Source organism: Ruegeria sp. HKCCD6604, assembly GCF_013110635.1.
Lineage (GTDB): Bacteria > Pseudomonadota > Alphaproteobacteria > Rhodobacterales > Rhodobacteraceae > Ruegeria.
Window position 1 is genome coordinate 912,385 of the sequence record NZ_WVQW01000001.1, and the last position, 17,940, is coordinate 930,324.

A 17,940-nucleotide genomic window follows, 5' to 3' on the forward strand; every position below is an offset into this window, starting at 1 on the left:
GCCAGGATTCAGAACTTCATGAAAATCACCAGAATTATAAGTCATGTACTGCAGTACGACATGCCGGAAGTTCTGGGCTATTCGCAACAGTATTATGACAGGCGCACAACCCATCTGGTCGAGATTCAGACAGATGAAGGGGTAACCGGTTGGGGCGAGTGCTTTGGTCCCGGAAACGTAGCCATAGCCAACAAGTCCATCGTCGAAAAGGTCATCCAACCAATGGTCCTCGGCTTGGACCCTTTGGACAAAGACGTGATCTGGCACAAGGTGTACAACCTTTTGCGAGACCATGGCCAAGGCGGAATGCCAATACAGGCTTTGTCCGGGGTGGACATCGCACTTTGGGACATCACCGGAAAAATCTCTGGCCTCCCCCTCCATAAACTTGTCGGGGGCGCGCATCGCAAAAGCGTTCCTTGCTACGGCTACGGCATGATGCTCCGGGATGAACCGATTTCTCATCTGGCCAGCCGTTTTGAGGATGAAGCCGCAAAGATCAAGGCAATGGGATTTACCGCCACCAAAATGAAAACGGGCTTTGGCCCGAAGCCTGATGTGAAGCTGTGCGAAGCAGTTCGACGCGGAGTTGGTGACGACTTTCCTTTTATGGTCGATGCGAACCATGCCTATACGACTTCGGACGCGTTTTTTGTCGGTCGGGCGCTGGAAGAGCTGGACGCATATTGGTTCGAAGAACCGGTCGCGCCAGAAGACATTGACGGGTACCGCGAACTGCGCAGTTCGCTTAAAGTCAACATCTCGGGCGGAGAGGCGGTTTTCAATCGCTGGGCCTGGCGCAATCTTCTTGAAAATCGCGGCATTGATATAGCGCAGCCAGAAGTATGCGCTTTGGGCGGTGTTTCAGAGTATCTCAGGGTACTGGCTCTATGCCACGCACATTTCACTCCGGTCGTAAATCACGTCTGGGGCAGCGCCATCGCCGTCGCAACCAATCTGCACCTACTGGCGGCCATGCCATCAATTCCGGGCGGTTTGCATCCATGGGAGCCGATGCTGGAGTTCGACACAACGGACAACAAGTTTCGGGACGATCTGCTGACCGTACCGCTGGAAATTCAAAATCAGGTCAAGGCCAATAATGGTCGTGTCATGATCCCGACTGGCCCCGGACTGGGTGTCGAGCCGGATCGAGACTTTATCGATCACTACAGGATCGAAGGATAGGGACGAGGGTTACGCGATGCACAAGAATTCAGGCGGACCAATTGAATGGCTCATACCGTTGGCCTTCGTCGCGACTGCCAGTTGGCTTGTTTGGCATCTTCCAGCATTCCTGTTGGATTGGCTGCCTTACACCTCTGAATCCCTCAAAAATCAGGTAACGGAAATATATCTACGCAGCGACGTCACGCCAGAATTGCCGGGTGTGTTCGGGGGGTTTGTCGACATCATCGACGTGGCTGCGCTCGTCCTTCTGCCATTTCTTGCAGTGATTGGTACAAAGACCGTGCGCCCGGCGACGATGGAGTTCGAAGGCTCGACGGTTATGGATCGTTTCGCCCTGTTCATCGGCCGAGTTACGATGATGATGATAGCAATCATGACTGTCGTCATGCTCTACGAAGTCTTCATGCGCTATATCCTTGAAAAGCCGACCGAGTGGGCCAACGAAATGACACTGTGGTTCGCCAGCTTTGTGTTTTTGATGTCTGGCTACTATGCCATGCAGCAACGCAGTCACATACGAATATTCCTGCTTTACGACGCAGTTCCACGTTGGCTTCAGCGCGTTTTTGACACGGTTTCAACAATACTGATCGTCCTGTTTGCCTTCTTTCTGGTCTACGGCAGTTACAAACAGGTGTTCGTCAACAAGCTCTATAAATGGGAGCTTTACGGCTCCGCCTTCAATCCTCCGATCCCGGCGACGTTGCAGCCGATGGTACTGATCGTGATTACGCTCGTCGCAATGCAGGCAATTTTGAACTTGGTTGCGGATTGGAACAAAGAACCGGAAATCCACACAGATGAACCGGACGAAGACGAAATTGAAATGATCAAACGGGCGGTGGGACAAGACTGATGGATATTGGAACAATCTCACTCATCCTGATGGTCGCCCTGATCATTCTCCTGGCGATCGGGATGCCCCTGGGTCTGGCCTCGGCTTCGCTTGCGGTTCTGGTTCTTGTCCTGAAGTTCGAACCGACACTTCTTTTGAACCCGTTTTCATTCGGCGACGGGATTCTCACCGGGCGGCCAGGCACTGGGCCACTCTATATTCTGGCGCAAAAGATATACGGGCTCTTAACGGACTACGTGCTTATTTCCGTGCCTTTGTTCATCTTCATGGCGTCGCTGCTAGAGCGGTCCGGGATCGCGCGCGACATGTATTCGTCGCTGAATGTCTGGCTGTCCAGAACGCGTGGCGGTATCGCGATCGTGACCTCGATTATGGCAGTGATCATGGCGGCCATGTCCGGCATCATCGGCGGTGAGGTTGTCCTGCTGGGCCTGATCGCCCTGCCCCAGATGCTGCGCCTCGGCTATGATCAGAACCTCGCAATCGGCGTCATCTGCGCCTCGGGGTCGCTGGGTACCATGATCCCGCCCTCGATCGTTCTGATCATCTATGGGCTGATCACCGAAACCTCGATCAAGTCGCTGTTCACCGCATCTTTCATTCCCGGCTTCATGCTGGCCTCGATGATCATCCTGTACATCATCATTCGCACGCGGCTGAATCCTCACCACGCGCCGCTGCCGGAACCGGACCCGAGCGACCCCGAACCGGCTGAAAAGCGCAAACTGTTTGCGGCCTTCATGAGCATCGTCGTCGCTGGGTTCTCTACTGTTCTTTTTATCCGGGCTGCGTTTTTTGAGCTTTCCGGCTCGAACGCTGCCAGCCAGGGCGAGCCCGCACGGCTGGGTACGGCTGACTACCTGCCTTGGTTTGCCGGCATCACCATCGTCGCCCTACTGCTGATCTTCTTTGTCTTTGGGAGACAGCGCGCAAAAATCGGCTGGGAAATGGGCAAAGGCCTCGTCGCGCCGCTGGTCGTCATCGGCGTCGTACTCGGCTCGATCTATGGCGGGATCACCGGCATCACCGAGGCTGCAGGCATGGGCGCCTTCGCTGTTCTGATCATCGCCATTCTGCGGGGCGAAGGATCATTCGAGCTGGTTTGGGACAGCTTGATGCGGACGCTGAAATCAACAGGCACCATCATCTGGGTCACCATCGGGGCCGCCGCGTTGGCGGGTGCCTACACCATTGCCGGCGGACCTCAATACGTGGCCGACCTGATCGTCGGGCAAGACCTGCCGACCATGCTGGTCATTCTGGTTATGATGCTGATCCTGCTGTTCATGGGCGCGTTCATGGATTGGGTCGGCATCGTGCTGCTAATTATTCCAGTCTTTCTGCCGATCGTCCTGCGCCTTCCTATCGAGGAAATCGGTCTCATTGGCGAGTTGCAACCGAGTCATGTCGCGATCTGGTTTGGTGTCGTGTTCTGTATGAACATGCAGGTCAGCTTCCTGTCCCCCCCGTTCGGCCCGGCTGCGTTCTACCTGAAGTCGGTAGCCCCGCCGCATATCAGCTTGACGGATATCTTCCGCGGCTTCCTGCCATTCATCGGGATCCAGTTGCTGGCACTTTCCGTTCTTCTGATCTGGCCGGGCATCATCGCGCTGCTTTTGTGAGGTTGCACACATGCTGACACAAGATCAGATTGGCAAGTTCCAGACCGATGGATACCTCGTGGTCGAGGATGTAATTCCCGGCAATGTCCTGGATCGGGTGCAGTCCGAATACTCGGATGTCCTGAACCGGCTATATGACGGTTGGTACGATAAAGGGCTGGTCAAGGACGAACCGTCCGGGATGTCCTTCTGGGACAAACTCCTGTCCGCCTATCAGGCCGGTTGCGACTATTTTCAGCCATTGGACATCTCATTGCCCGGCGACCGGATCATGGCGGACACACCTTTCCATATTGGGCCCGCCGTGTTCGACTTGCTGACGGCCCAACCCATGCTGGACATCGTTGAGCAGTTGATCGGGCCAGAGTTGGTCAGCAATCCGATCCAGCACGTTCGGCTGAAGCCCCCTGCCCTCAAGCTGTCCAAGGACGAGGTGCGGGCGCATATCACCGCAACGGACTGGCATCAGGACCGGGCAGTTGCGTTGGAGGATGCGGACCAGACCGACATGGTCACGGTCTGGATTGCCGTCAACGATGCAACGGTCGAAAACGGCTGCCTGCAAGTGCTGCCTAAGGCAAAGGACCAATCCATCCTGCCGCATTGCGCGCGGACTCAGACAGGCATTGCCGACGGGTTCATTGACGAAGACCGCGCCCTGCCCCTGCCTGTCAAGGCGGGCGGGATCATCCTGTTTCACCCTCTGACACCACATGCGTCGCTGGTCAATGAAACGGACCGGTTCCGCTGGTCGTTCGACATCCGCTTCAGTGCAGCAGGCCAACCCACCGGTCGAGACCATTTCCCAAGCTTCATCGCGAGGTCCAGATCGCGCCCCGAAACCGAGCTGCGGGATTGGCGTGTCTGCAAGTCAAATTGGGAGGCGGCGCGGGCAAGGCTGTCCGGGCAACCGCACATAGATATTCACCGGTGGACATCGGACTCGCCCTTTTGCGCTTAGATTCGGCTGCCAGGAAAGCTGATTATGACTTTTGTACGTTTAGATCGAATGGATAGCGTGGTGGTTGCAACTCGGCCCCTGGAGGTCGGCAGTTTGGTCGAGGATGTCACGACCAATGCGCGCATCCCGTCGGGCCACAAGGTCGCCACGCAGATGATTGTACCGGGCGATCCGGTGAGAAAATATGCCCAGATCATCGGTTACGCGACCCAAATGATCCACCCCGGCGATCATGTGCATACCCACAATATCGAGTTCCGCAACACCAGCGTGGACTATGAGTTTGCGACGGATCACAGGCCTATGAGACCCGCCGCTTCGGTCGATACGTTCATGGGCTACCACCGGGACAGTGGTCGGGTCGGTACGCGGAATTACATCGCGGTTCTGACCACCGTGAACTGTTCGGCGACGGCGGCTCGCATGATCGCCAATCACTTCACGCCGGACAAGCTGGCCGAGTATCCAAATGTCGACGGCGTGGTGGCTTTTGTCCACGGAACAGGCTGCGGAATGGCCGATTCAGGCGACGGTTTCGAAGCTCTTCAACGGGTCATGTGGGGGTTTGCGAAACATCCCAACCACGCTGCCGTTCTGATGGTCGGTCTGGGCTGTGAGATGAACCAGATCGACTGGCTGCTGGACGCGTATGGGCTGAAGCAGAACCCCACTTTCCAGACGATGAACATCCAGAACATCGCCGGACTGCGCCGGACCGTGGAAATGGGCATCACCAAGATTAATCAGATGCTTCCCATTGCCAATGAGGCGCGGCGCAGCGAAGCCCCTGCGTCCGAATTGATGGTTGCGCTACAATGCGGTGGATCGGACGCCTGGTCCGGAGTGACCGCGAACCCGGCGCTCGGACGCGCCTGCGATCTGTTGGTCGCCCAAGGCGGCACGGGTGTCTTGGCGGAGACGCCCGAGATTTACGGAGCCGAACACCTTTTGACCCGCCGTGCCCTTGATCGCGCAACCGGGGAAAGGCTGATCGGACTGATCGATTGGTGGCAGGACTACACCGCCCGCAATCACGGTTCGATGGACAACAACCCAAGCCCCGGCAACAAACAAGGGGGGCTGACGACCATCCTTGAGAAATCGCTGGGGGCGGCGGCGAAGGGCGGAACCAGCCCTTTGACCGGTGTGTTCAAGTACGCCGAACCCATCACCGCCAAGGGCTTCACCTTTATGGACAGCCCCGGATATGACCCAGCCTCGGTGACAGGGCAGATCGCGGCCGGGTGCAACCTTGTGTGCTTCACCACGGGGCGCGGCTCTGCATTTGGATCGAAACCGGCGCCCACGCTCAAAATCGCCACCAATTCGGAATTGGCAGCGCGCATGCCTGAAGACATGGACGTTGATGCGGGCGACATCCTGACCAAAGGCGTCAGCGTCGAAGAAAAAGGACAGGAAATATACCGACGACTGCTCCAAGTCGCCTCGGGTGAGCAAACCAAGTCCGAGGCGCAGGGCTTGGGTGATTACGAATTCGTTCCCTGGCAGATCGGAGCGGTGATGTGAAACGGATCCTTGTAGCCGGCGGCGGATTGATAGGTATCCGTCACGTGTGCGCCGTGATCGAGCATCCCGGCTGCATGTTGGTCGGGTTGGCCGATCCAGACGGCTCGATCCAGATCGACGCGCCGCGTTTTGCCAGCATGGACGAGGTGCAGGACCCGGTGGATGGCGTCATCATTGCAACGCCGACCCGCCTGCATGCCGAACATGGCATTCTGGCCGCATCCCGCGGTTGGCACATGCTGATCGAAAAGCCGGTTGCCGCGTCGGTCGATGATGCCCTGCGCCTGAAGACGGCCGTTCGTCAAGCCGAAGTCCGCAGCCTGGTGGGGCACCACCGGCGGTATCACAGCACCTTGCAGCACCTGAAAAAAGTGATCGAGAAAGGTGCGATCGGACAAGTCATCAACGTCTCGTTGTTGTGGGCCATGCGCAAGCCCGAAAGCTATTTTGAACAGAACTGGCGGACTTCGGATGGCAGCCCGGTCCTGATCAACCTGGTGCATGATATCGATGTCCTGCGCTTTGTGATCGGAGAAATCTCGGATGTCGTCGCACTCCCCGGCGCGTCGATCCGCGGATCGGATCGGATAGAAAGCGGCGCGGTCGCGATTGCGTTCGAAAACGGCGCGACGGGCGCCATCAGCTTTGCTGACACCGCGCCCAGTCCCTGGGGGTTTGAAGCCGGAACCGGCGAAAATCCGAACATCGGCACGACCCACCAGGACATGATGTGGATCACGGGAACCAGCGGCGCTGTCAGTTTTCCCTCCATGACCCTGTGGCGCGGAAATGATTGGAGCACTGCGGCCCAAAAAAACCAACTTACACGACCGGAACAGCAACGCGCACCGCTGGAGGCGCAACTGGATCACTTTCTTGACGTGATCGACGGCGCGTCTCCACTGATCGACGTCGAGGATGCGGCCCGGACGCTCGAAGTCACATCAAGGATCGAAATGGGGCTTAAGGCGCGATCAGCTCGAGTGCGGGCGCCGGCCTGATGTACATACGGTCCGGCAATATACCTGCCACTCAAGAACCAGCGATTGTCCTCCGGGCGAATTAGCATCCAAACCGCGAAACCGCACACGCCAGACACAAGAATGAAAACCACACACATTCACGGAAAGGGAAACCAATGAGCAAACCATCAATCGGGTTTATCGGCCTGGGTCTCATGGGCGGAGCCATGGTGAGCCGGCTGTTGGACCAGGGATACTCGGTCACCGTGTTGGGAAACCGAGACCGCACACATCTGGACGCCGCCATTGACCGGGGCGCCCGCGAGGCGCAAAACGCCCGGGAACTGGCTCAGGTCTGCGACATCGTGATGCTGTGCATGGGAACCTCTGAACAGGTCGAGGGCCGTATGCGTGGTGCTGATGGAGTGATCGCGGGACTGAAACCCGGGGCGATCGTCATCGACTTTGGCACCTCGCTTCCGGGCAGCACGCGCGCCCTGGCCAAGGAGGTTGCCGCAGCCGGCGGAAGCTATCTTGATGCGCCGCTTGGCCGGACGCCCTCGCACGCGCTGGAAGGCAATCTCAACATCATGACTTCCGGCGACAAGGCGGCCTTTGACAAGGCCGAGCCGACACTGAAGGATCTGGGCGAGAACGTCTTTTACCTTGGCCCGGTCGGATCGGGACACACCATCAAACTGATCAACAACTTCTTCGGAATGACCGTTGCGAACGCGATGGCCGAAGCCTTTGCCATTGCCGACATCACCGGTGTTGACCGCAAGCAGCTGTACGACGTGATGGCCGCAGGGCCGCTGCATTCCGGAATGATGGATTTCGTGAAGGCCTACGGTGTCGAGAATGATCCAAACCAGCTGGCCTTTGCCATCAAGAACGCTGCAAAAGACCTTGGGTACTATGATCGAATGGCGCGCGAGGCAGGCGTTTCAAGCGTGATGTCGCAGGGTGCGCTTTCGGCGCTGAAGGACGCGCGCGACCACGGTCAGGCGGATGACATGGTCAGCCAGATGGTTGACTACTACGTCAAGCGTTTCAACACCTAATCGATGGGCGTCACCGCCAACCCCACTGCGGACTTGCCGCGCCTTGGCATCGTGCTGATGCTGATGGCGTGGCTGATCTTTTCGCTGGTGGACCTTGGGGCCAAGTGGTTGGCGTTGGCCGGCGTGCCGGCATTTCAGTTGGCGTTCATGCGCTATGCGGGGCACTTCGTGATCTCGGTGGGCGTGATCGCCAAAGGTGGGATTGAGGCCGGCCGGTTCAAAACGGACCATCCATGGCAAGTCATAAGCCGGGCCTTGTTGCTGATCTCGGCGACCGTTTTTAATTTCTATGCCCTGCGGTTTTTGCCTCTGACCGTCGTATCGGCAATCATGTTTTCCAGCCCTGTCATCGTGTGTTTTCTGTCCGTCTTTGTATTGAAAGAAAGCGTGGGCCCATGGCGTTGGGCGGCCATCATCCTGGGCTTTCTGGGAGTGTTGGTTGTCGTGCGGCCGTTTGGTTCGGCCTTTCATCCAACTATGCTGCTGATCGTCTACAACGCCACCGCGTTGGCCTTGTACTCGATCATGACGCGCAGGCTGTCCGGGGTTGTTGCGGTGGACACCATGCAATTCTACCTCGGGCTTACCGGGACTGTGGTTCTGTTGCCCTTCGCCCTCTGGTTCTGGGTCCAACCGGAAAACACCTGGAGCCTGATTGTCCTGATCGGCCTTGGCGTCTTTGGCTGGGGCGGGCATCAACTGCTGACGAACGCGCATCGGTTCGGAACGGCCAACCAGTTGATGCCATTCACCTATTCGTTCCTAGTCTATGTTGCGATTTGGGGCTATCTGTTCTTTAACACGGTACCGGATGCATTCACGTTGGCAGGAGCTGCGCTGATCATGGTCGCCGGGCTCATCATCTGGAAAAGAGAAAAGAAATGACGCGAATTGCCTGCATCGGCGAAGCAATGATCGAATTGTCCATGCTGGAAACCGGCGCACAGGTAGGCGTAGCGGGGGATACGCTGAACACAGCCATCTACATGCGCCGCGCAGCGCCTGACCTGCAGGTGGAATATGTGACATGTCTGGGTGACGACCCGTTTTCGGGGCGCATCGCGGACTTCATCGACAGCCATCGCATCGGGACATCCGGCATCCGCATCATTCCGAACGCCTCTCCTGGATTATACGCAATCACTACATCCGCGGACGGTGAACGCAGCTTTACCTATTGGCGCAGTGAGGCGGCCGCCCGTCAGCTTTTTGCCGATCACAATTTCAGCCCGCTAAATGGTTACGACGTGCTCTACTTGTCAGGTATTTCCGTGGCCATTCTTCCGCATGCGGTTCGGCTTGCACTTCTGGACTGGCTCGAAGGCTCTTCCGTCCGGTTGGTCTATGACAGCAACTTTCGTCCGCGTCTTTGGGACAGCGTTGAACACGCCCGGCAGATCAACCAGCGGCTTTGGCGGCGTGCTGACATTGCCCTGCCATCCATCGACGACGAGATGGCACTGTTCGGGGAAAGCGCGGATCAGGTGGCAGCACGCTTTGCCGTCCATCACGGCATCGGTGCGTTGAAACGCGGTGAGAATGGCCCTCTGTCCATCGGTCAGAACATTGAACAAACCTATGAGCCTGCCGAGAGCGTACTGGATACCACAGCGGCGGGCGACAGTTTCAACGGTGGGTACCTCGCGGCCTTGCTGACCGGGAAATCACAGGCCGTGGCCCTGATGGCTGGACACAATCTGGCATCCACCGTTGTTCAGTTCCGCGGCGCGATCATTCCCGGATAAGTGGCGCGAGGTCTTCGGCCCCGACAAGACGCAAAAGCGGTACTAGCGGATCTGGCTGCTTGGCAGCCAAAGCGATTTCCGACGCGCAAGGATCGTTCAGCGCCCTGCCTTTGGCGGTCTCAGACGTGCAATAGGAAATCCAGGCCCGCACCCCCGTGATCGCCGCCTGAGACCCGGTTTCACGGAGTGTGGGAATAAACCGATAGGGCAGCTTTTGGCTGCCATCCATCGCTATTTGGTCCAAACGGTGCGCCAGCTCGGGGTTTTCAAACCGGCGCAACAGAGCCTCGGCATAGTCCATGACCTGCGCTTGCAGCGCAGCGGGCAGCGTTGCACCCGCATCCTTCATCAACCCGGAAACCAGCGGGCGCAAGACCGGGTCTCGAACCGCTTCGTGAACGTAGGTCAGGCCCCGCTCCAAACCTGCATAAGCCAACAGGGAATGGGCACCGTTCAACATGCGCAGCTTTCGCATCTCGTGCGGTGCCACATCATCGACCAGTTGCACGCCAGGCCATTCCGGGTGCGGACCGGCGAAATTGTCTTCTATCACCCACTCCGAGAACGCTTCGGTCGGTACGGCCATAGGATCGCCGCAGATTGCGCGAACGGCGTCCGTAGTGGCCGGGGTGATCCGGTCGACCATCGCGTTGGGAAAGCGAACGGCATCCCAATTGACGTCCAGACCGGCTGCATTCGCAAAATCGGAAACGGCCATCTCGAGCGTTTTTCCGTTTTCCATGCGGTTGTCGCAACTCAGCACCGTCACTGGCTTGCGCCGTTCCGCAAGGCCAAAAGCCAGAAACCCGATCAGCGTCGCAGGCCCTTGCCCCGCCAGATCGGCGGCAATCGCCGAATCTTGAAGGTTCAGCTTGCCCGCGGCATCCAAATGATAACCTTTCTCGGTCACGGTCGCCGAGATAATTTCGGCATCCGCCATCGCGTCAAAAACCGCTGCACGATCCTTGGGCGCGACCAGAACATCCCGCAGGGCCTTGATGCGCCGGACGCCCTGCCCCTGTACGCACAGGTCGTACTCGAAACCCTGACGGGTCAATCCATCCCGAACCGAGGATGAACGCAGGCTGACGCCGACAACGTCCCATCCGCCCGCTTGATCGGTGTAGTCCAGCAAATGCGCCCGGGCAAAATTTCCGAGGCCGAAATGAAGAATTGTACCCATCTAACTCTGCAATCCATAAACCTGTTTCGCCAGATCGACCGACAGCAGCCGCGCCAAATGCTCGGCACTGTCCCGACCGAAGTAACCGCGCGCAACCTGCTCGGCCAAATGAATCGCCACGCCCCGCCGCCAGAGGTCATGTCGTGCAGGAATGGACAGAAAGGCTCGCGTGTCGTCATTGAATCCGGCCAGGTTGTAATATCCGGCCGTTTCAACGACCTGATCAAAATACCGCGCAATCCCGGCTGGGCTGTCATGGAACCACCAAGGCGGCCCTATCCGAAGGCACGGCCAATGTCCCGCCATGGGGGCCAGTTCACGGGCATAGGTGCTTTCGTCCAGTGTGAACAGAATGATGCGCAGTTCCGCTGAGTTTCCGACCCGGTTCAACAGCGCCTCAAGGCCCGTGACCCAATCCATCGCGATTGGAATGTCGGCCCCCTTGTCCCGTCCGAAGTCCCGCATTACCGCGTGGTTCGTGTTGCGCTTGCTCCCAGCATGTATCTGCATGGTCAGTCCATCATCGACAGACATCTGCGCCATTTCGATCAGCATATGCCCATAGAACCGGTGCGCGTCCTGTTCGGTCCCTTCCCTCCGTCTCAGCCGCTGGTACAGCGCATCCGGATCTTCCAGCCACTTGGTCTGCACGCGTTCGATACCGTGGTCGGTGGCTGTACAGCCCAGCTGGATGAAATAAGCCCGCCGCATCCGCAGCGCATCGAGATAGCCATCATAGCTGCCCAGATCGCAACCTGTCAGTTCGGCCAACTTGTTCAGGTTCTGTACGAACTCCGGATCCGCCCCATCCAAAACCCCGTCTGGGCGGAACGTCGGAACAACCCGCCCGCCCCAACCGCTTGCACGGATCTCCTGATGCTCCACGAGGCCGTCGAGAGCGGAATCCGTGGTGGCCAGAACCTCGATCCCAAACCTGTCGAACAAAGCCCTCGGACGAAATTCGGGTAGCGCCAGCTGTTCTGAGATCCTATCATAAATCAGGTCTGCTGTGCGCGGAGACAACTCGTCAGACACGCCCAGCGTTTCATGCAGCACGTAGTTCATCCAGATCCGGGATGGCGTTCCCAAAAACAGATGCCAGTGCTCGGCAAAAGTGCGGAAAACGGTGCGAGGATCCTTCTTTCGCCCCTCTTCCCCAACGCCAAGTTCGGACAAGGGAACGCCCTGCGAATAGAGCATACGGAAGACGTAGTGGTCGGGAACCACCAACAGCTCTGCCGGGTTGGGAAACGGCGCATCGGTTGCAAACCACCCCGGATCGCAGTGACCATGCGGAGACACGATCGGCAGGTCCTTGATGCACAGATACAGGTCTTCTGCCATCCCATTCAAATTGCCAGTCAATTCTGCCTCCGATACTGCCGCCCGCAATTGTTAACACAGTTTTTAATGGTTGCATCTTTCCCGTTCGAACCCGCAGACTGACCGAGTGATCCGGGGGATTTAATGAATATCGCGTTGATTGGTTTGGGGATGGTTTCTGGCACGCATGTCGCCGCCATTCGGGCATCGGAACAAGGCCTCAGTCTTGCCGGCGTCCTCGGGCGCAATCCTGAAAAAACAGCTGAGTTCGCGCGGCGAAACGATACCCGCGCATTCGGCTCGGTCGAGGAAATTGCAAACGACCCAAACGTTGACTTTGCGATCATCGCAACCCCACCCGATCAGCGCACAGAGTTGGTGCGGGTTCTTTCGACCGCTTCGAAACCGATCCTGATGGAAAAACCCATCGAAAGAACGCTGGACGCCGCGACAGCCATTGTCGAGCAGTGCGAGATGTCTGGCGTGCCGCTGGGCATCGTCTTTCAGCACCGCGCCCGCGCCGCCTCGCAGGCGCTGAAATCAGCCATCGAACAGGACGAGTTGGGCGCGATCGCCACGGTCGAGATCCGTGTCCCCTGGTGGCGCGATCAAAGCTACTATGACGAGCCTGGTCGCGGCACTTATGCACGCGACGGTGGCGGCGTCATGATCTCGCAGGCAATCCACACGCTTGACTTAGCGATGTGGATGCTTGGGCCGATCTCGGACATTCAGGCCGTGATGAGGAAAACTCCACTACACGATCTCGAGGCCGAGGATTGGGCAGGTGCAGTCTTTGAAATGGGTAACGGCGCGGTGGGCACGTTGATGGCAACCACCGCCGAATTCCCCGGGGCCGCTGAATCAATCACCATCCAGGGCACGCGCGCCAAAGCGCATCTGGAGTCAGGTGTCCTGACCGTGACCACTCTCGATGGCCGGAAATCCACGGTCGGCGAAACCGCCGCCACAGGCGGAGGAGCCGATCCCATGGCGTTCACACATGCCTGGCACCAGGCGGTCATCGAGGACTTCGCCAAGGCCGTTTCCAGTGGAACGCTGCCCATGGCCACCGGACACAGTGCCCTTTTGACACACGCCGTCATAGACGCGATGCAGATCGCCAATCGAACCGGCCAGAAAACACGAGTCATCGCATGAGCCTGACCTGCGTCGCCCTTGGCCTGGACCACCGCCATATCTATGGCATGACAGAAAACATGCGCAAAATCGGCGTGGACTGCGTTGGCTATTGGACACAAGGCGATCCGGAAACGCTGGTGGGCTACGTCAAAAGGTTTCCCGATATTCCGCGGCTGGCCCGACTGGAAGACGCCCTGACCAGCGGGGCGGATCTGGCGCTGATTTCAGCGATACCGGCAGATAGGGCCGCGTTGGCGGTCCGCGCGATGCAGAACGGCATGGATGTCATGAGCGACAAGCCGGGCTGTACGACGTTCGAACAACTCGACCAAATCAAGCAATCGGTCGCGGACACCGGTCGCATCTGGTCGGTGAACTTCTCCGAACGGTTCGAAACGCCCGTCAGCACCCGTGCGACCGAGCTGGTCGAGGCCGGTGCCATCGGGCGCGTGATCCAGACGGTCGGGCTTGGCCCACACCGATTGAACCGAGCGACCCGGCCAGAATGGTTTTTTCAGCGTGACCGCTATGGCGGCATTCTGACCGACATCGCCTCTCATCAGATTGATCAGTTCCTGCACTACACGGGTTCGAAAACCGCAGAAATCACGAACGCTTATGTGGCAAACTACGCAAACCCCAAAGATCCCGGATTGCAGGATTTCGGAGAGCTCAATCTACGAAGCGAGAATGGCACCGGGTACATCCGAGTTGACTGGTTCACGCCGGATGCCTTGCCGAACTGGGGGGATGGTCGTCTGACGATCCTGGGCACCGAAGGATATATCGAGTTGCGGAAATACGTCGATGTGGGCGGAGCCGTAGGGACAGACCATCTGATCCTCGTCAACGGCGAAACCTGCCAAAAGATTGACGCCTCCGACGCCGGCCTTCCCTACTTCGCGCGACTGGCCGATGACATCCGCAACCGGACCGAAACCGCGATGACGCAGACGCACTGCTTTACGGTCATGGAACTGGCACTGTACGCGCAGGAAATGGCGGAACGCAGATGATCAACGTTGCGATTCTTGGCGCAGGTATCGGTGCGCAACATCTGAGCGCACTGGAACGGCTTGACTGCACCTTCCGGGTAACCGCCGTGGTCGACCAGAATACGGACCGGATCAATCAGATCCGGCAGAACTCAGATTTTCGAGCACTGACCAACATTCAGGACGCGCTGGATGATCCGGCGATTGATGTCATCGACATCTGCCTACCGCCCCACCTGCATGTACCGACTACCCTTGCAGCGCTGGCCGCAGGAAAACACGTTGTCTGCGAAAAGCCTCTTGCGACCTCGATGCGGGATGTGGATCGGATCACGGCAGCCGCACGCAGCGCGGGCAAGCATGTGTTTCCGATTTTTCAATACCGGTGGGGCCCGTCACTGGCCCAACTGCGCCACCTAAAACGCGCAGGCCTGACCGGAGCGGTCCAAACTGCTGCGCTTGAAACCCATTGGTCCCGAGGGGCAGACTATTACGCGGTGCCGTGGCGCGGAACATGGGCGGGTGAACGCGGCGGCGCAGTGCTGGGCCACGCCATCCACAACCATGATCTGCTGACTCATATCGCGGGCGATATCGCCTGGGTGTCTGCAATGACAGCAACCCGGGTCAACCCGATCGAGACCGAAGACTGCGCCGCAATCTGCTTTGGCATGAATTCCGGCGCTTTGTGCACAAGCAATATCACCCTAGGCGCCGCCACGGACGAAACCCGCCTGCGGTTCGTCTTTGAAAAACTGACCGCCACTTCTGGCACCGAACCCTATGCCCCGGGTCAAACGCCCTGGTCATTCGTCGCACGGGATCCGGCGGATCAAGCCGCTATCGACGCGGCTCTTGCCGCTGCCGCTGCCGAGCCAACGGGGTTCGAAGGATTTTTTACCGAAGTCGGCAAGGCGCTGCGGTCCGAGGCAAATTCGGCCGTTACGCTGAAGGATGGCGCTGCGTCCATCGGCCTTGTGACGGCGATTTATCACGCGGCGCGCACCGGGCAGCGCGTTACCCTTCCCATCAAGCCCGATCACCCTCTGTATGAAGGATGGCTGCCATGAAACAATGTTGGCGTTGGTTCGGACCCGATGATCCGATCGCCCTGGCCGATCTCCATCAGGTCGGGGTTCAGGGCATCGTCACCGCGCTGCATCACATCCCTCCGGGACAGCCCTGGGACGAACCAAGCATAGCCGACCGGCAAGCCGTTCTGGCCGCTGCCGGGTACAGTTGGGACGTTGTCGAAAGCCTACCCGTCTCCGAGGCGATCAAGACGCAGTCGGCGGACATGGCCGAGCATCTGAAGGCGTACAAATCCAGCCTCCGGGCCCTGTCCGCCCGTGGCGTCAAAGCCGTTTGCTACAACTTCATGCCGATCCTGGATTGGACGCGCACCGCCCTTCGCGCCCCGCAGCCGCATGGCGGAACGGCCATGCTGTTCGACCTGACCGACTTTGCTGTATTTGACATACATATTCTCGAACGTCCGGGCGCGTCCGAAGACTATTCCAGCGCCGTCCAGCAAACGGCCAAGGATCGCTTCTTGCACATGTCGGATGAATCCAAAGCCCATTTGCAGCACAATGTCACTGCGGGATTGCCCGGCGCCAACGATCAGTGGAGCTTACAGGACGTGCGCGCCTTGTTGCAGACATATGCCCGCATAGACCATGACCGGCTGCGCGCAAACCTTGTCGATTTCCTGTCCGAGGTCGCTCCGGTGGCCCAAGAACTGGGGCTGCGCTTGTGCTGCCATCCTGATGACCCGCCATTCTCGTTGCTTGGCCTGCCGCGGATCATGTCCAGCTCCGATGACTACGGCGCCGTTTTGGATGCCGTTGATATACCGTCGAATGGCGCAACGTTGTGTACCGGGTCTCTGGGTGTTTCCCCGGAATTCGATGGGCCGGATTTCGTGCGCAGGCATGGCGGCCGGATTCACTTTGTTCACTTGCGAAATACCCGACGCATCGCCGGATCAGACAGCCAGAAACCGGATTTCTACGAGGCCCCGCATCTGGAAGGCGACACCGACATGGTCGGCACCATTCGCGAGCTGATGAACGAACAACGCCGCCGCAAATCTCAAGGACGTAGCGACTGGCAAATTCCGATGCGGCCTGACCACGGACAAGAACTGCTGAGCGATCTGGGCGGACACAGCACTCCGGGCTATCCGCTGATCGGGCGCATGCGCGGGCTGGCGGAACTGCGCGGCATTATGGCGGCGTTCTCATAACGCGTCCGGTCAGGCGGTTTATTCCCGCCGGAACACTTCTTTGCTTGCCTGAACGCCGCGTTCTTCGTTTACTTACGGCACGTAAACGGGCAGCGGGGTGTCTTCCGGACTCGCCCGACGTCTGTTCAAGACGCGTGAAACTCCCGCGAAAACCGATGCGATTGGGCATCATTTTTCGAAACGTCTGCCATACGGAAATGGCGAAAAAACGGGAGAACTCCAAATGAAAACTGCAGGCGTAATCGGTCTTGGCGACATGGGCAGCGGCCTTGCCAAGAACCTGATCAAGAATGGCTTTGAAACATCAGGTTTCGACCTGAGCGAGACGCGCATGACGGCATTTACCGACATAGGTGGCGTGGCCAAGGACAGCGTGGGACAGGTTGGTCGTCACGCCGACAGCGTATTTGTCATGGTTATGAACGGAGATCAGGCACGCGATGTCATTCTGGGTGAAGACGGGCTGGTTGCGAATATGGCCAAAGGCGGAACGGTCATCCTGTCGGCGACCATTACCGCGGCCGAAGCCCGCGCTATCGGGCAAGACATGGAGGGCTCGGGCATTCATCTGATCGACACGCCGGTCTCGGGTGGGTTTCCCGGCGCGCAAAACGGCACATTGACGATGATGGCTGCCGCCGCAGCGGATGTGCTGGACCGAAACGCCGAAGTCATGCAGGCAGTGTCAGCAACCATTCATCGGGTCGGAGAAAACGCCGGCGACGGCCAAACCGTGAAAGCCTGCCTGCAATCCCTTATCGGATCGATCTTTTCCGCGACGTTCGAGGCTGCGGCCCTGGCGGCCAAAGCCGGTGTCAGCGGTCAAGCATTGCTTGACGTGTTCTCATCCTCCAGCGCGGGGTGCGGTGTGGTGAATACCGCCCTTGAAAACATCATTGATCGCAAGTTCGAAGCTACCGGCAGCCACATCGCAACCATGCACAAGGACCTGACGATCTCTCTGGCACTGGCCGGTACGTTGGGCGTTCCGATGCATACAGCCTCGTCCGCAATGCAGATCTTTCACGCCGGAAAAACCAAATACCCGAACGGCGACAATTGGGTGTGTACCCGCGTCATCGAAGAGATCGTTGGCGCAGAATTGCATCGCTGAGGGGGC

At 58.5% G+C, this 17,940-nt stretch carries 15 protein-coding genes and 1 pseudogene; 14 read left to right on the forward strand and 2 right to left on the reverse strand.

Annotated elements, in window-relative coordinates:
- Positions 1-18: 18 nt before the first annotated feature.
- From GS614_RS04555 to GS614_RS04595, 9 genes and pseudogenes are all read left to right on the forward strand, one after another.
- The gene (locus tag GS614_RS04555; RefSeq protein WP_171725597.1) at positions 19-1,188 is read left to right on the forward strand and encodes a mandelate racemase/muconate lactonizing enzyme family protein; all 1,170 of its coding nucleotides are present in this window, start codon (positions 19-21) and stop codon (positions 1,186-1,188) included.
- A gap of 58 nt (positions 1,189-1,246) precedes the next feature.
- A complete protein-coding gene (locus GS614_RS04560) occupies positions 1,247-2,047 on the forward strand; it encodes a TRAP transporter small permease subunit (RefSeq protein ID WP_253285285.1) in 801 nt (266 codons plus the stop codon).
- On the forward strand, positions 2,047-3,669 hold the full coding sequence (locus tag GS614_RS04565) for a TRAP transporter large permease subunit (protein WP_171167410.1): 1,623 nt from the start codon (positions 2,047-2,049) through the stop codon (positions 3,667-3,669). Before GS614_RS04560 ends, GS614_RS04565 begins: the two co-directional genes overlap by 1 nt.
- A 10-nt stretch (positions 3,670-3,679) precedes the next feature.
- Complete coding sequence (locus GS614_RS04570; protein WP_171115133.1) at positions 3,680-4,630, forward strand: phytanoyl-CoA dioxygenase family protein; 951 nt, start codon at positions 3,680-3,682, stop codon at positions 4,628-4,630.
- Positions 4,631-4,654: 24 nt separating this feature from the next.
- Complete coding sequence (locus GS614_RS04575; RefSeq protein WP_171725598.1) at positions 4,655-6,157, forward strand: UxaA family hydrolase; 1,503 nt, start codon at positions 4,655-4,657, stop codon at positions 6,155-6,157.
- Positions 6,154-7,158, forward strand: coding sequence for a Gfo/Idh/MocA family oxidoreductase (locus GS614_RS04580; RefSeq protein ID WP_171725599.1), 1,005 nt, complete (start codon positions 6,154-6,156; stop codon positions 7,156-7,158). The genes GS614_RS04575 and GS614_RS04580 overlap by 4 nt, the downstream gene beginning before the upstream one ends.
- A 98-nt stretch (positions 7,159-7,256) precedes the next feature.
- Positions 7,257-8,183: pseudogene (locus GS614_RS04585) on the forward strand (NAD(P)-dependent oxidoreductase); the annotation flags it as partial.
- A gap of 3 nt (positions 8,184-8,186) precedes the next feature.
- The gene (locus tag GS614_RS04590; protein ID WP_171362585.1) at positions 8,187-9,068 is read left to right on the forward strand and encodes a DMT family transporter; all 882 of its coding nucleotides are present in this window, start codon (positions 8,187-8,189) and stop codon (positions 9,066-9,068) included.
- Positions 9,065-9,928: a sugar kinase gene (locus GS614_RS04595; protein ID WP_171725601.1), complete on the forward strand. Its 864-nt coding sequence runs from the start codon at positions 9,065-9,067 to the stop codon at positions 9,926-9,928. The genes GS614_RS04590 and GS614_RS04595 overlap by 4 nt, the downstream gene beginning before the upstream one ends.
- Here the strand turns inward: GS614_RS04595 and GS614_RS04600 are convergent.
- Together GS614_RS04600 and uxaC are read right to left on the reverse strand one after the other, a co-directional pair.
- On the reverse strand, positions 9,915-11,111 hold the full coding sequence (locus tag GS614_RS04600; RefSeq protein WP_171725602.1) for a mannitol dehydrogenase family protein: 1,197 nt from the start codon (positions 11,109-11,111) through the stop codon (positions 9,915-9,917). The genes GS614_RS04595 and GS614_RS04600 overlap by 14 nt on opposite strands.
- A complete protein-coding gene (gene uxaC, locus GS614_RS04605) occupies positions 11,112-12,455 on the reverse strand; it encodes a glucuronate isomerase (protein ID WP_171725933.1) in 1,344 nt (447 codons plus the stop codon).
- 123 nt (positions 12,456-12,578) lie between these two features.
- On the opposite strand from uxaC, the gene GS614_RS04610 reads away from it, so the two are divergent.
- The 5 genes from GS614_RS04610 (at position 12,579) to GS614_RS04630 (ending at position 17,934) form a co-directional block, all read left to right on the forward strand.
- The gene (locus GS614_RS04610) at positions 12,579-13,595 is read left to right on the forward strand and encodes a Gfo/Idh/MocA family protein (RefSeq protein ID WP_171725603.1); all 1,017 of its coding nucleotides are present in this window, start codon (positions 12,579-12,581) and stop codon (positions 13,593-13,595) included.
- Positions 13,592-14,593 carry a Gfo/Idh/MocA family protein gene (locus GS614_RS04615; protein ID WP_171725604.1) on the forward strand — a complete coding sequence of 334 codons (1,002 nt, stop codon included), beginning with the start codon at positions 13,592-13,594 and terminating at the stop codon, positions 14,591-14,593. The genes GS614_RS04610 and GS614_RS04615 overlap by 4 nt, the downstream gene beginning before the upstream one ends.
- A complete protein-coding gene (locus tag GS614_RS04620) occupies positions 14,590-15,642 on the forward strand; it encodes a Gfo/Idh/MocA family protein (RefSeq protein WP_171725605.1) in 1,053 nt (350 codons plus the stop codon). Before GS614_RS04615 ends, GS614_RS04620 begins: the two co-directional genes overlap by 4 nt.
- The gene (gene uxuA, locus GS614_RS04625) at positions 15,639-16,820 is read left to right on the forward strand and encodes a mannonate dehydratase (protein ID WP_171725606.1); all 1,182 of its coding nucleotides are present in this window, start codon (positions 15,639-15,641) and stop codon (positions 16,818-16,820) included. Before GS614_RS04620 ends, uxuA begins: the two co-directional genes overlap by 4 nt.
- Positions 16,821-16,917: 97 nt before the next feature.
- Positions 16,918-17,934 carry an NAD(P)-dependent oxidoreductase gene (locus tag GS614_RS04630; RefSeq protein WP_371809377.1) on the forward strand — a complete coding sequence of 339 codons (1,017 nt, stop codon included), beginning with the start codon at positions 16,918-16,920 and terminating at the stop codon, positions 17,932-17,934.
- The last annotated feature ends 6 nt before the right edge of the window (positions 17,935-17,940 follow it).

Coding starts and splice junctions, on each gene's coding strand:
- GS614_RS04555 (WP_171725597.1), top strand. CDS start 19: ATGAAAATCACCAGAATTATAAGTCATGTACTGCAGTACGACATGCCG.
- GS614_RS04565 (WP_171167410.1), top strand. CDS start 2,047: ATGGATATTGGAACAATCTCACTCATCCTGATGGTCGCCCTGATCATT.
- GS614_RS04570 (WP_171115133.1), top strand. CDS start 3,680: ATGCTGACACAAGATCAGATTGGCAAGTTCCAGACCGATGGATACCTC.
- GS614_RS04575 (WP_171725598.1), top strand. CDS start 4,655: ATGACTTTTGTACGTTTAGATCGAATGGATAGCGTGGTGGTTGCAACT.
- GS614_RS04590 (WP_171362585.1), top strand. CDS start 8,187: ATGGGCGTCACCGCCAACCCCACTGCGGACTTGCCGCGCCTTGGCATC.
- GS614_RS04595 (WP_171725601.1), top strand. CDS start 9,065: ATGACGCGAATTGCCTGCATCGGCGAAGCAATGATCGAATTGTCCATG.
- GS614_RS04600 (WP_171725602.1), bottom strand. CDS start 11,111: ATGGGTACAATTCTTCATTTCGGCCTCGGAAATTTTGCCCGGGCGCAT.
- uxaC (WP_171725933.1), bottom strand. CDS start 12,455: ATGGCAGAAGACCTGTATCTGTGCATCAAGGACCTGCCGATCGTGTCT.
- GS614_RS04610 (WP_171725603.1), top strand. CDS start 12,579: ATGAATATCGCGTTGATTGGTTTGGGGATGGTTTCTGGCACGCATGTC.
- GS614_RS04615 (WP_171725604.1), top strand. CDS start 13,592: ATGAGCCTGACCTGCGTCGCCCTTGGCCTGGACCACCGCCATATCTAT.
- GS614_RS04620 (WP_171725605.1), top strand. CDS start 14,590: ATGATCAACGTTGCGATTCTTGGCGCAGGTATCGGTGCGCAACATCTG.
- uxuA (WP_171725606.1), top strand. CDS start 15,639: ATGAAACAATGTTGGCGTTGGTTCGGACCCGATGATCCGATCGCCCTG.